The sequence below is a fragment of the Sphingomonas mollis genome, from assembly GCF_016427505.1.
Classification (GTDB): Bacteria; Pseudomonadota; Alphaproteobacteria; order Sphingomonadales; family Sphingomonadaceae; genus Sphingomonas; species Sphingomonas mollis.
Genome location: NZ_JAELXS010000002.1, coordinates 43,949 through 56,947, shown reverse-complemented (window position 1 = coordinate 56,947; position 12,999 = coordinate 43,949). Strand labels below are relative to the sequence as shown.

The 12,999-nt window shown below is 65.9% G+C and carries 16 protein-coding genes; 8 read left to right on the top strand and 8 right to left on the bottom strand.

Features of this window, described 5'->3' with window-relative positions; all coding sequences use genetic code 11:
- Positions 1 to 6: 6 nt before the first annotated feature.
- The 6 genes from JAO74_RS03720 to JAO74_RS03695 form a co-directional block, all read right to left on the bottom strand.
- Complete coding sequence (locus JAO74_RS03720; RefSeq protein ID WP_199035295.1) at positions 7 to 252, bottom strand: hypothetical protein; 246 nt, start codon at positions 250 to 252, stop codon at positions 7 to 9.
- A complete protein-coding gene (locus JAO74_RS03715; RefSeq protein ID WP_199035293.1) occupies positions 249 to 470 on the bottom strand; it encodes a hypothetical protein in 222 nt (73 codons plus the stop codon). The genes JAO74_RS03720 and JAO74_RS03715 overlap by 4 nt, the downstream gene beginning before the upstream one ends.
- A 52-nt stretch (positions 471 to 522) precedes the next feature.
- A complete protein-coding gene (locus JAO74_RS03710; RefSeq protein ID WP_199035291.1) occupies positions 523 to 711 on the bottom strand; it encodes a hypothetical protein in 189 nt (62 codons plus the stop codon).
- 66 nt (positions 712 to 777) lie between these two features.
- Entirely contained in the window at positions 778 to 1,032 is a 255-nt protein-coding gene (locus JAO74_RS03705) for a hypothetical protein (RefSeq protein WP_199036111.1), read from the bottom strand.
- Complete coding sequence (locus JAO74_RS19225; protein WP_416194287.1) at positions 944 to 1,534, bottom strand: DNA cytosine methyltransferase; 591 nt, start codon at positions 1,532 to 1,534, stop codon at positions 944 to 946. Before JAO74_RS19225 ends, JAO74_RS03705 begins: the two co-directional genes overlap by 89 nt.
- Before the next feature lie 203 nt (positions 1,535 to 1,737).
- Positions 1,738 to 2,427, bottom strand: a complete 690-nt coding sequence (locus JAO74_RS03695) for a hypothetical protein (RefSeq protein WP_199035287.1) — start codon at positions 2,425 to 2,427, stop codon at positions 1,738 to 1,740.
- 465 nt (positions 2,428 to 2,892) lie between these two features.
- On the opposite strand from JAO74_RS03695, the gene JAO74_RS03690 reads away from it, so the two are divergent.
- The 3 genes from JAO74_RS03690 (at position 2,893) to JAO74_RS03680 (ending at position 4,440) form a co-directional block, all read left to right on the top strand.
- Entirely contained in the window at positions 2,893 to 3,102 is a 210-nt protein-coding gene (locus JAO74_RS03690) for a hypothetical protein (protein ID WP_199035285.1), read from the top strand.
- A 182-nt stretch (positions 3,103 to 3,284) separates the two neighbouring features.
- Positions 3,285 to 3,701, top strand: a complete 417-nt coding sequence (locus tag JAO74_RS03685; RefSeq protein ID WP_199035283.1) for a secondary thiamine-phosphate synthase enzyme YjbQ — start codon at positions 3,285 to 3,287, stop codon at positions 3,699 to 3,701.
- A 124-nt stretch (positions 3,702 to 3,825) separates the two neighbouring features.
- Positions 3,826 to 4,440 (top strand): CC0125/CC1285 family lipoprotein, encoded by a 615-nt coding sequence (locus JAO74_RS03680; protein WP_199035281.1) that lies wholly within the window; start codon positions 3,826 to 3,828, stop codon positions 4,438 to 4,440.
- A 63-nt stretch (positions 4,441 to 4,503) separates the two neighbouring features.
- Here the strand turns inward: JAO74_RS03680 and JAO74_RS03675 are convergent, their stop codons facing one another.
- Together JAO74_RS03675 and mutL are read right to left on the bottom strand one after the other, a co-directional pair.
- Entirely contained in the window at positions 4,504 to 5,379 is an 876-nt protein-coding gene (locus JAO74_RS03675; protein ID WP_199035279.1) for an SDR family oxidoreductase, read from the bottom strand.
- A 60-nt stretch (positions 5,380 to 5,439) separates the two neighbouring features.
- Entirely contained in the window at positions 5,440 to 7,203 is a 1,764-nt protein-coding gene (gene mutL, locus JAO74_RS03670) for a DNA mismatch repair endonuclease MutL (protein WP_199035277.1), read from the bottom strand.
- 146 nt (positions 7,204 to 7,349) lie between these two features.
- Between mutL and JAO74_RS03665 the strand changes: the two genes are divergently transcribed.
- From JAO74_RS03665 to rodA, 5 genes are read left to right on the top strand one after another with little or no spacing between them, the layout of a single operon-like run.
- Complete coding sequence (locus tag JAO74_RS03665; protein WP_199035275.1) at positions 7,350 to 8,390, top strand: rod shape-determining protein; 1,041 nt, start codon at positions 7,350 to 7,352, stop codon at positions 8,388 to 8,390.
- Positions 8,391 to 8,412: 22 nt separating this feature from the next.
- Positions 8,413 to 9,288 carry a rod shape-determining protein MreC gene (locus tag JAO74_RS03660; RefSeq protein WP_199035273.1) on the top strand — a complete coding sequence of 292 codons (876 nt, stop codon included), beginning with the start codon at positions 8,413 to 8,415 and terminating at the stop codon, positions 9,286 to 9,288.
- Positions 9,285 to 9,800, top strand: a complete 516-nt coding sequence (locus tag JAO74_RS03655; protein ID WP_199035272.1) for a rod shape-determining protein MreD — start codon at positions 9,285 to 9,287, stop codon at positions 9,798 to 9,800. Before JAO74_RS03660 ends, JAO74_RS03655 begins: the two co-directional genes overlap by 4 nt.
- A complete protein-coding gene (gene mrdA / locus JAO74_RS03650; protein ID WP_199035271.1) occupies positions 9,797 to 11,875 on the top strand; it encodes a penicillin-binding protein 2 in 2,079 nt (692 codons plus the stop codon). Before JAO74_RS03655 ends, mrdA begins: the two co-directional genes overlap by 4 nt.
- The gene (rodA, locus tag JAO74_RS03645) at positions 11,872 to 12,981 is read left to right on the top strand and encodes a rod shape-determining protein RodA (protein WP_332908723.1); all 1,110 of its coding nucleotides are present in this window, start codon (positions 11,872 to 11,874) and stop codon (positions 12,979 to 12,981) included. Before mrdA ends, rodA begins: the two co-directional genes overlap by 4 nt.
- Positions 12,982 to 12,999 lie beyond the last annotated feature (18 nt).

Sequence of the window (12,999 nt, the reverse complement as noted above, 5' to 3'; positions counted from 1 at the left end):
CCTAGCCTACGCCTGCAACCCGGTGTCGGGAAGGGGTGGAGAGGTATTGAGAATAGCCGACGCCATAAGGCGCGCCATCGCCCACGGCATGACAACTGTCCGCCCGTCCTTCACCTGATCGTCGCCGTCGTTCCAAGCGATCTCGTACGCGCCGGCGCCGTCGCGATCCGGCCGAATGGTGACATACCACCCATGCTTATCGTCATAGACCCGCATGTGATGTTCCATCGTATACGTGGCTTCCTGCGTCATTTGCTCTCTCCCTTGGGTCTGTCCTCCCCTCCCATCGGGGAAGGGGCCTCTCTGATAGCGCGGGCAGCGTCTTGTCGGCCCTGCGCATAGCCGCGGTCATAGTCGGTGTGGATCGGGTACTGAGAATGCATGGCGGCTATGATCGAGGCGCGCAGCATGGCAGCTTTGGCTGCAGCCTGCCGGCACTCGCGCAGAGCGTTGGTGATGATCACTTCCATGTTCACATTACTTCTCCCTGACGGCATTCCCCTACCCTGATGTCGTTAGGGGTCATGCTCCATGCCTCGGGCGGCATGTCCACGAGGTGCTGACATAGACCTCGACGTTGAACGTCCGGTCGCAACTTCCGCAGTCGATCTCGGTCAGATCCTCGTCATAGAGATAGCCGCCATCGTGGCTTTGCTTGTACCCGCAATACGGGCACTCAGGCGCGTCGGTGCTGTAGGTATCCTGGCTCACCGCCCCACCCCTCCAGTCGAGGAACCTGATACAAGGGCGTCTGGGTGGGTGGTGGCTAGCGCGGCATCAATATGGAAGGTCTTCCCTAGCCATGGCGGCAAAACCTTCGCCGCTGTCTTCATAGGTCAGCTTGCCTTTTGCCGCGTCGGCGACATAATCGCGAGCCGTCCGCAAAGCATCGTGCCATTTGCCATATGCCTCGCCTGCCGTGCTTTTTTCGATGTTCCCCGTCTCATGGGCAAGGCGCTGGGAGGCATCTGCGACAGTCATTTCTCCCATTGATACTGCGGCCAAGATTTCTGTGATCTGGTCGGTGTTCATGCTGCCAGCCTTTCCGAGAGGAGAAGCGCCCTCCCAATTTCTTCGACAATCTCGGCACGACGGCATTCCCAAGCTGGGCAAGGCGGTGTGGTTCGGCGGAAATCCCATCAACCACTCGACCCACAGCGGGTTCGGTATGCCACCAAGCGAGGTGCTGAGACTGGTCCCACCCTGTAGAAATTTCGAGCGGCGGAAGCCCGTCTCGCCCGCCAGTGGGGTAGGCCACAACCCAGAGGCGATCCCGCCGGTGAGGCGCGCCAAAGGCGTTAGCGGGGAGACAATGCCACTCCGCATCATACCCGAGCGCAGTGAGCTCGCTGAGCATTGTTTCCAGTCCGCGAGATCGAAGGACGGGGGAGTTTTCGATGATGACCCACCGTGGCCGGAGTTCCTGAATGAGCCGTCGGTAGTGCTGCCATAAGCCGGACTTGGCGCCGTCGATCCCTTCCATGCGACCGGCGAGACTGATGTTCTGACAGGGGAAAGCCCCAACAGATGGCATCCACGGCAATTCCAGCTGCGGTGAGGTGCTGGGCGCTGAGTTCGCGCACGTCGTCATAGATCGGCACTCCTGGCCAGTTCTTCGCCAGCACACGTCGGCACGCTTCATCCGCCTCGCAAAAGGCGACGGTCTGAAATCCTGCGACCTCTAGCCCGACGAAAAGCCGCCTATGCCGTTGAATAGGTCGAGTAGACGGGGGCGGCTCATGCTGCCCTCCGCGTCAGATGCGCGATCTCTGAGGTCATGGACAACAGATGGTCGCCCCACTGCTTGGCCATGGCGTCGGCGATGCCATGATAGGTGCGGCTGCGTTCCTTCCAGCGCTCTGTGTCTTTCATCCTCCCGGACATGAAGTGGATGCGTGAATACCGCTTTCCCTTCTTATCGCGGTAGTACGTTCCGTCCGCATTGCGCATATAGTCCGGCTCAACGACGTCTGTGTGGGTCAGCTTCGGCAGCCCCTTCGTCCATAGGCGCGTCGTCTTCGTCTCTGCATGGCCAAACTGCCACGGCTGGATGATCTGGTCGGGCTTTCGCACTTGGCTGCTGATGATGCTTACCGAGTTCTCCAGCGCAATATGCGGGATCGGGGCATCCAGAAGCTGCCGTACGAAATCCAACGCCCGCTGCTGCCGGCCATCAGCCCGCTTTGCCTCGAGGTGTCGCGCCCCGCTGACCGCCAGATCGGTGCATGGCGGATGGGCAATCATCAGGTCCCATGAACCGCTATATGCACTGGCCAGCGCATCGCCTTCGATATGCCAGCTTGCGTTGCCCTCGGTCGGCAATAGGTCGCATGACCATGCATCAAATCCGCGGGCACGGAAGGCGTCACGGACGGTCGCGCTATACTCGCAGGCGATCAGAACGCGGATGTCACTAGGGCGCTTCATGCCGCCCACCGAAACTCGAACCCCTGCCCCGAAACCGGCGCAAAAAGGTTAGACATCGGTGCCGGGGCGCGGCAGAATCCCGTCGCCATCTGGAGCAATGAAATTAGGCTAACCCGTTGCGATCGCTCGCAAGTGCCAGTCCTACTCAGGGAGCCACCCTTCGTCACGAACGAAGGACGATATGGCGAAGTTTGCGGCGGATCATAAATTTCTATCGTCCGAGCGTGGCCATGGTCCTGCGACGATATGGCGTTGGGGACGCTGGCTTGCGTCTTCCCTGTCCGCATCGTCCCGAACTGATGCATCACGGCGAGCATTTCGCTCACTAGGTCCGTTTCGGACGCTGTTTGGCCCGCAACGGGAACCTTATCTTCATTGTCGACCCAACCCCGATTGCCGTTTGCCCGTTCGCCTGAGCATCAATCGGGCAAGGGCGGATCGCTCCGGTCGCTTGGGGAAGGCATCATGGTCATTGATAAGGATCTGAATACACGGTCGCAGGATCGCGAGATCGTGCTGGGGTCGAATGCGCTGCGCCGCGCCGCCGCTGTTCTGGCGACGATCGCGACGCAGGAAGAGCGCGATGACGAGCCTGGCGATCTGCACCGGCTGTCGCACTGGCTGGGGCTGGTCGGGCGGCAGGACGATGCCTGCTATCTCCGCACCTACCCCTGATTGCTGGCGCCACAAAAAAGCGACCCGGCAGGATCCGCCTGCCGGGCCGAGGTATGCGAGACAAGGTGAACTGAACTCGCACGCCATGATTAACGGAGATTGGTAAAGGGACCGTTGCCCGACCGGTCACGACCGGTCCGTTCCGGAGGGAGCCGTAGCGGCAAGGCGGGCGTTGACGGTCGATGAGACAGGCTTTTACCGACATGGTCATCCCGACGAACGGTCAGGGGATGATCGATATCACTGTGCAGGTGGCGCGTTGGCTGGACGATCAGGGGATCGCGAGCGGCCTTCTGACGATATTTTGCCAGCATACGTCGGCATCGCTCCTCATTCAGGAGAATGCCGCCCCCGCCGCGCGGCGGGACGTGGAGCGTTATTTCGCCCGCATTGCGCCGGAAAGCCGCGATTACGAGCATGACGACGAAGGGCCGGACGACATGCCGGCGCATCTGCGGACCGCGCTGACGTCCGTACATCTGTCGATTCCCGTCCGGCAGGGCGCGATGACGCTGGGGACGTGGCAGGGCATCTATCTGTTCGAGCATCGCCGGCAGCTGCACCGGCGCACGCTGACGCTGCATCTGATCGGTGAATAATCGTTCACGCGGCGGTTGCCGGTCGCATTTTCCTGAACGGGAGCCAACTCGTTCATCGCTCGTTCCACCACCGACGGCTAAGGCGGGGCGTTTCGCCGCATTTGCCGCGAACGGAGACGTCGACATGGCTTTTTCCCTTGGCCGCAGGGCCCTTGTGGCAGCGTTGGCCACCAGTACTCTTCTCGTCGCAGGTTGCGCGACGGAAACGCGTTACCGCCCGGCCACCGGCCAGGGCTTCTATCGGACGGGTTACAGCGACCGGCAGATCGAGCCGAACCGGTTCCTCATCAGCTTTGCCGGCAACAGCGTGACGTCGCGCGACACGGTGGAGCGGTATCTGTTCTTCCGCGCGGCCGAGCTGACGTTGCAGCAGGGCTATGATTATTTCGTGATGGCCGATCGCGACACGAATTTGCAATCGCGTACCTATTCCACGCCGGGCTTCGGCGGCGGATGGGGCGGCGGCGGATTTGGTTATGGCGGGTTCGGCGGCTTCTGGGGTCCGTCGTGGCGCTATTACGGCCGTGGCGGCTGGGGCGGCTGGGGCCCGTGGGGCGGCGGGTTCGGCGGCGGGTTCGGTAACGACTTCGATATCCGCACGGTCGATCGCTACGAGGCGGCAGCCGAGATCGTGATGCGCAAGGGACCGATCCCGCGCGATAACATCCGCGCCTTCGATGCGCACAAGGTGGTCGATACGGTCGGTCCGTCGGTGCAGTTACCCGATCAGCCGCGCTGATATCTACCGACGGCCGTTACAAAGGGACCAGATCGCGATGCGATCCGGTCCCTTTTTCGTTGGCTACAGCATCGATACGCCACCGGTGACGGGGATCAGCGCTCCGGTGATGTAGCTGCCCTCCCGCGACGCCAGCAGGACATAGGCGGGTGCCAGCTCGGCGGGCTGCCCGGCGCGGCCGAGCGGCGTGTCGGCGCCAAGCTGCTCCAGTTCCTCCGTCGTCTTCGCGATCGGCTGGATCGGGGTCCAGATCGGGCCGGGCGCGACGCAGTTCACGCGGATACCCTCGGGCGCGAGCAGGTTGGAGAGGGCGACGGTCATGCTGGCGATCGCGCCCTTCGTGGCGACGTAGACCAGCATCTTCTCATTCGCGACCTTCGCCTGTTCGCTGGTCGTATTGATGATGACGGCGCCCGGCTGCATGTGCGGCACCGCTTCGCGCGCGAGATAGAACATGGCGAAGACGTTGGTCTGGAACGCGGCCTCGACATCGGTCGACGTGATGTCGGCCAGCGTCTTGTTCATCGTCTGCGCGGCGGCGTTGTTGACGAGGATATCGAGCCGGCCCAACTGCTCGACCGTCTGCGCAACGAGATCGCGGCAATAGCCCTCCGACCGCAGATCGCCGGGTAGCAGGACGCAACGACGGCCCGCCTGCTCGACCCAGTTGCGCGTCTCCTCGGCATCGACCTGTTCTTCGGGCAGGTACGATATCGCGATGTCGGCGCCTTCGCGGGCATAGGCGATCGCCACCGCGCGGCCGATGCCGGAGTCGCCACCGGTGATGAGGGCGACCTTGCCGGTCAGCAGGTCCTTGCCGACATAGCTCCGCTCGCCGTGATCGGGCGCGTTGCGCATGGCGGCGACGAGGCCGGGGGCGGACTGGGTCGGTTCGCCGGGAAACGGGTGTTGTCCGGCGTTGCGGGGATCGTCGGTCATGGGAGGCTCCTTTGCCATTCGCGCGCCCAACGATCGCGGCGCGGGCAAAGGTCCGCTTTTTCAGCGTCGTCCGAACAGCTTCTCGATATCGCTGTGAGCCAGTTTTACCCAGGTCGGCCGGCCATGATTGCACTGGCCGGAATGCGGCGTCGCCTCCATCTCGCGGAGCAACGCGTTCATCTCCACCACTGATAAAATGCGCCCTGCCCGAACCGATCCGTGGCAGGCCATCGTCGCGGCGACGTGATCCAGCCGTTCCCGCAGCGACAGCGCCTCGTCGAATGCCGCGAGTTCGTCCGCGAGATCGGCGATCAGCCCGCGCGGGTCCGCCTGCCCCAGCAGCGCCGGGGTGGCGCGGACCAGCATCGCGCGGGTGCCGAACCGCTCCAGTTCCAGCCCGAAATCGGCGAGTTCGGCGGCGCGGGCCTCCAGTCGGTCGCAGGCGGGTTCGTCCAGCTCGACGACTTCGGGCAGCAACAAGGCCTGCGATGCGACGCGGCCACCGGCGAGCGCGGCGCGCATCCGTTCGAGGACGAGGCGTTCGTGAGCGGCGTGCTGATCGACCAGGACCAGTCCGTCCTCCGCCTCCGCCACGACATAGGTCTTGGCGACCTGACCGCGCGCGACGCCGAGCGGGTGAGCGGTGGTCTCCGGTGGCGGCGCCCAGGCGGGTTCGGCGCGGGCCTGTGGCGGCGCGGCGAAGAAGGTGGGGCGGCGATCGAACAGGCTGGTCGCCACGCCGGCGGACGGTGCCGACCAGTCGGGGTTCGCCGGTGCCGGCTGAACGGGTTCCGGCCGCCACATCTCCAGCGCCGTGTCGGTCGGGCGATGCACCACCCGGTGGCCGGCCTCGTCCAGCGCGCGGCGGAGGCCCGACACGATCAGGCCGCGTACCAGCGACGGATCGCGGAACCGTACCTCCGTCTTGGCGGGGTGGACGTTCACGTCGACTTGATCGGCGGGCACGTCGAGGAACAGGGCGACCACGGCATGGCGGTCCCTCGGCATCATTTCGGCATAGGCACCGCGGATCGCGCCGATCAGCAGCCGGTCCTTCACCGGGCGGCCGTTGACGAACAGATATTGATGATCGGCGACGCCGCGATGGAAGGTCGGCAGGCCGGCGACCCCGCCCAGCACCATATCCTCGCGCACCCAGTCGATCGTCACCGCATTGTCGGCGAGTGCCCGGTCGGTGAGGGCGGCGACGCGCGCCGGCCGTCCCTCCGCCGCCGCCACGGTCAGCACGCGGCGGCCGTCATGCTCGACCGAAAAGGCGACGTCGGGCCGCGCCATCGCCAGCCGGCGGACGGCATCGAGGCAGGCGCCATATTCCGCGCGGGCGGAGCGCAGGAACTTGCGGCGGGCGGGAACGCGGGCGAACAATTCCTCCATCACGATTCGCGTGCCCGGCGGCAGCGCGGCTGGGCCCTCCGCCATCAACTGGCCGTTATCGACGACGCGCCGCCACCCGTCCGCGCCGCGCGGCCGGCTCTCCACCGTCAGGCGCGCGACGCTGGCGATCGAGGGTAGCGCCTCGCCGCGAAAACCGAGCGTTTCGACCGCCTCGATCCGCTCGTCGGGCAGCTTCGACGTGCAATGCCGCTCCAGCGCCAGCGCCAGTTCGGGCGGCGTCATGCCGCACCCGTCATCGACCACCTCGACGCGCGATAATCCCCCTTCGGCCAATGCGATGGCGATGCGCGTGGCCCCGGCGTCGAGCGCGTTCTCGACCAGTTCCTTCAACGCGCTGGCGGGCCTTTCCACCACCTCACCGGCGGCGATGCGATTGACCAGATGCTCGGGCAGGCGACGTATTGACACAAGGGTGGCTCTAGACCAAGCCAAGCCATCCCGCGACCCCGCTTAACCATGACATCCATCCGGCAGCTCATGAGCATGCGGCGGCCAGCGAGATGCCCTGCGACCGGTCGCCGGCTCTCCGGCGGCGTTGAATGGACCTGCGCTAGATGAAGTTGCCCCGATTCTTCAAATTCATGTCCCACGACATGGCGATCGACCTCGGCACGGCGAATACCGTCGTCTATGTCCGTGGTCGCGGCATCGTGTTGAACGAACCATCGGTGGTGGCGGTCGAGACGATCAACGGACAGAAGCGCGTGAAGGCCGTGGGCGACGACGCCAAGCTGATGATGGGCAAGACGCCGGGGTCGATCGAGGCGATCCGGCCGCTGCGTGACGGCGTGATCGCCGACATCGACGTGGCCGAGCAGATGATAAAGTATTTCATCCAGAAGGTGCACGGCCCCCGCCGCTTCGCCCGCTGGCCCGAGATCGTGATCTGCGTGCCGTCGGGTTCCACCAAGGTCGAACGCCGCGCGATCCGTGATGCCGCGTCGAACGCCGGTGCCAGCCAGGTGTGGCTGATCGAGGAGCCGATGGCCGCCGCGATCGGTGCCGACATGCCGGTGACCGAGCCGATCGGATCGATGGTCGTCGATATCGGCGGCGGCACGACGGAGGTCGCGGTGCTGTCGCTGCGCGGCCTGGCCTATACGACGTCGGTCCGCGTCGGCGGCGACAAGATGGACGAGGCGATCGTCAGCTATGTCCGCCGCAACCACAATCTGTTGATCGGCGAAGCCACGGCGGAGCGGATCAAGCACGAGGTCGGCTGCGCGAAGCCGCCGGCCGACGGGATCGGGACGATCATCCACATCAAGGGCCGCGATCTGGTCAACGGCGTGCCGAAGGAAATCCAGATCAACCAGGGCCAGATCGCCGAGGCGCTGTCGGAGCCGGTGGCGACGATCGTCGAGGGCGTCCGCGTCGCGCTGGAAAATACCGCGCCCGAACTGGCGGCCGATATCGTCGATCAGGGCATCGTCCTGACCGGTGGCGGTGCGTTACTGCAGGGACTGGACGAGGTTCTGCGTGACGAGACGGGCCTGCCCGTGACGGTGGCGGAGAATCCGCTGACCTGCGTGGCGCTGGGCACCGGTCGCGCGCTGGAGGACCCGATGTTCCGCGGCGTGTTGCAGAACGGCTAATCTTCCAGGCGAGGAGCGGCGCATGGCGCCAGCCCGTGACCGGCGAACCGGATTTTCGCGTCGTCGGCAATATGGACTGTTTCTGGGCTACGTGCTCGCCATCGCCGGTGCGGTGGTGGGCGCGGTGTTGCTGGTCGCCAGCACGTTCAATCCGCCGTTGTTCTCTGGATTGAGGATGGCGGCGGCGGGCGTGACTGCGCCGGTATCGTCGATGTTCGCCGGCATCGGATCGGCGGCGGCGGAAGTGCCGCGCTTCTTCAACGGCTGGGCCTTCGCCCATGCCGAGAACGAGGCGTTGAAGCGCGAGTTGGCGAGAGCGAAGCCGTTGCTGATGCGCGCGCGGGTAATCGCGTATGACAATCGCCGGCTGCGCACGCTGCTCGCCATCCGCGACCGGTCGGCGGAGCCGGTGGTCGCGGCGCGGCTGGTCAGTTCCAGCGCGTCGAGCGGACGCCGCTTCGCCGTGCTGAACGCGGGACGGTTCAACGGCGTGCTGCCGGGGATGCCGGTGCGTGCGTCCGACGGCCTGGTCGGGCGCGTGACGGAGGCGGGCCCCAACGCCGCGCGCGTCCTGTTGCTGAGCGATGCGGACAGCATCGTGCCGGTCCGCCGCACGCGTGACGGCCTGCCGGCGATCGCGGCCGGGCGGGCCGACGGCACGGTCGATATCCGGTCGGTCAATGCTACCAACGTCCGCTTCAATGCGGGTGACGTGTTCGTCACGTCCGGCATCGGCGGCCTGTACGCACCCGGCCTGCCGGTGGCGCAGGTGATCGCCGGTGGTGCCGACACCGTGGTCGCGCGCACCTTCGCACATCCAGACAGCCTCGATTTCGCGCTGGTCGAACGGGCGTTCATGCCCCTGCCCCCACCCCCGTCAGCGCCGGTCGCGCCATGAGTCCGGCGGCCGATCTCGATCCCTTCGCCCCCACGCTGACGCCGGGTCGCGCGCGTGCGCTGCCATGGGCGACGGTGATGGCCGGGTCGCTGGTCACGACCGTGCCGGTGATCGCGACGGTGCCGATCCTGCCCCCGTGTGGTTTGTTGATGCTGCTCGCGTGGCGGTTGCTGGCGCGGTTCGCGCTCAGGCCATGGGCGGCGGCACCGTTGGGGTTGTTCGACGATCTGTTGAGCGGGCAGCCACTCGGCTCGGCGGTTCTGCTATGGTCGCTGTGCTTTCTGGCGATCGACCTGATGGAACGGCGGCTGGTGTTTCGGGATTTCTGGCAGGACTGGCTGATCGCGAGCGGGACGATCGTCCTGTGCCTGGCGGGTGGTCGGGTGATCGCCCTGCCCGTCGGCGCGCATGTCGATGGTGCGTTGCTGGCGCAGGGCGTCGTCACGATCCTGCTGTTCCCGGTATCCGCGCGGCTGGTCGCGTGGATCGACCGGAAACGGGGGCTGGCATGAGACGCTCTCCCCGCATCGTGACCGAAGCGATGCAGGCGTACAGCTTTTCGCGGCGGGCCTGGATGCTGGGCGCTGCCCAGTTGGGCGTCGGCGCGCTGCTCGCCGGGCGGATGGCGTGGCTGTCGATCGCCGAGAACGCCCGGTACAACAGTCTGTCGGAAAGCAACCGCGTCAACGCCACGCTGATCCCGCCCCGGCGGGGCTGGCTGATCGATCGCAACGGCGTGCCGGTAGCCAACAACCGGACGGATTTCCGCGTCGACATCATCCCCGATCGGCTGCGCGAAAAAGATCGCGTGCTGTCGTTGCTGGCGCAACTGCTGCAACTGCCGCCCGACGAGATGGAGCGTATCCATCTCGATCTCGACCGGGCGGCGGGGTTCCAGCCCGTGCAGGTCGCCGAGAAGCTGGATTGGGAGCGGTTCGCTGCGGTCAGCGTGCGCTTGCCCGAATTGCCGGGCGTACAGCCGACCCGTGGCTTCGCACGCCATTATCCCGGCGGCGCGGCGGTCGCGCATCTGACCGGCTATGTCGGCGCGCCGACCGCCGAGCAGTTCAAGGAAACGCGCGATCCTTTGCTGGTCACGCCCGGTTTCCGGCTGGGCAAGGACGGGCTGGAAAAGGCGCTGGAGAAGCGGTTGCGCGGGCAACCCGGCGCCAAGCGCGTCGAGGTGACGGCGCGGGGCAAGCTGGTCGCCGAACTCGCCACCCGGCCCGATGTGCCGGGCCGGAACACCCGCCTGACGATCGATGCGGGATTGCAGGAATATGCCGCGCGCCGGCTCGGCACCAATTCGGGGTCGGCGGTGGTGATCGACTGCCGCACCGGCGAGATGCTGTGCATGGTGTCGATGCCGGCATACGACCCCAACAGCTTTTCGGACGGGATCAGCCATCTGGAATGGGAGATGCTGTCCGCCAACGATCATGTGCCGCTGATGAACAAGGTGACGCAGGGGCTGTATCCGCCCGGCTCCACCGTGAAGCCGATGAACGCGCTGGCCCTGCTGGAAGCGGGCGTTGCACCGACCGACCGGATCAACTGCACCGGCGCGCTGCGGGTCGGGACGGGCGTGTTCCACTGCCACAAGCGCGGCGGTCACGGCGGTCTCGACATGAAGGGCGCGGTCGCGCAGTCGTGCGACATCTATTTCTACGAGATGATCCGGCGGATGGGGTACGACCGGATCGCGCCGGTCGCGCGCGCCGTAGGACTGGGGCAGAAGTTCGAGCTTCCCTTTGGTACGCAGCGATACGGCACCGTGCCCGACAGCGCATGGAAGCTGGCGAAATACAAGGATCGCTGGACCGTCGCCGATGGCCTGAACGCGTCGATCGGACAGGGATATGTGCTGGCCAATCCGTTGCAGCTGGCGGTGATGGCCTCCCGCCTCGCCTCCGGGCGGGCGCTTCAGCCGAGCCTGCTGGCCGCGCAGGTCCACCGCGATGCCGACGCCCTGCCCTATCAGTCCGAACATCTGCAACTGGTACGTGAGGCGATGTGGGGCGTGGTCAATGGCGGCGGTACGGGCGGCGCGGCGCGGTTGCTGGTGCCGGGCGTGGCCATCGCAGGCAAGACCGGCACCGCGCAGGTACGCCGCATCACCATGGCCGAACGCCGTGGCGGCGTGCTGAAGAACGGGCAATTGCCGTTCAAGATGCGCGACCACGCGCTGTTCGTGGGCTTCGCGCCGGCGGACAACCCGCGCTATGCGATGGCGGTGGTGCTGGAGCATAACGGCCACACCGTCCGCAATCTCGACACGCCGATGATCGGGCGCGACATCATGACCTATATGTTCGATCGCGACCGCGCGCTGGCCAGCCTGGCCGATGTCGAGCCAACCTGGGGCGGCGATATCGCCACCCGCATGGCGGCGGACGAGGCCACCTATCGCGCCGAACACAATCCGCCGCCGACCGCCGTCGCGACCAAGACCGACGATGTGGTGCCCAGCGACGCACCGGCGGTCGAGGCGGCGACCGATCTGGCCAACCGGACGCAGGCCGCCCTCGCCAACGAGGCCGCCGGCGTCACCCCTGCCGAAGAAGGCACGACGGAGCGTACCCCGTGAGCGCGAGCCTGCTTCCCGAACCCATCGCCCGCCTGCCGTGGCGGGTGATCCTGCTGGTGCTGGCGATCGCCTGTTTCGGGCAGGTGGTGCTGTATTCGGCCGCTGGCGGCTCCGTGCGGCCCTGGGCACTGTCGCAGGGCATTCGCTTCTTCGTCCTGCTGGGGGCGGCGCTGACGCTGTCCTATGTGCCGACGCGGATATGGAAGACGGGCGCGTTGCCGGCCTATGCGATCATCGTCGTGTCGCTGCTGGCGGTGGAATTGCTCGGCAAGGTGTCGGGCGGGTCGCAGCGGTGGCTCGATCTGGGGTTCATCCGGCTGCAACCGTCGGAATTCATGAAGCCGGCGATCGTGCTGGCATGTGCGCGCTTCTATGACCTGTTGCCACCAGGCGAGACGCGGCGGTTCGGTGCGATCTGGCCGGCGGCGGTGCTGATCGGTTTGCCGGCGGCGCTGGTGATGGCGCAGCCCGATCTGGGCACCGGCCTGATGATCTGTGCGGGCGGTGCGACGGTTATGTTCCTCGCCGGCATTCCGTTGCGCCTGTTCATCGGCGGTGGACTGGCGGCGGCGGTGTCGATCCCGCTGGCGGTCAATTTCCTGCTCCACGATTACCAGCGCAACCGCATCCTGATCTTTCTCGATCCTGAAAGCGATCCGCTCGGCACCGGCTATCACATCAGCCAGTCGAAGATCGCGATCGGGTCCGGCGGCGTGTGGGGCAAGGGTTTCATGCAAGGGACGCAGAGCCACCTCGATTACCTGCCCGAGGGGCATACGGATTTCGTGTTCGCGACGATGGCCGAGGAATGGGGACTGGTCGGCGGCTGCCTGCTGATCCTCGCCTTCATGCTGGTGATCCGCTGGGGGATCGAGGTGGCACAGGCATCGGAGGGCCGCTTCGCCCGCCTGACCGCCGCTGGTCTCGCTTCGACGATCTTCTTCTATGTCGGGATCAATCTGATGATGGTGATGGGGCTGGCGCCAGTCGTCGGCATCCCCCTGCCGCTGGTCAGTTTCGGCAGCTCGGCGCAAATGACGGTGCTCCTGTGCCTGGGCATCCTGATGTCGATCGACCGCGAAAATCGTCGCCGTGCGCGCTGGTAATGGAAAAAAGGGGTTGCG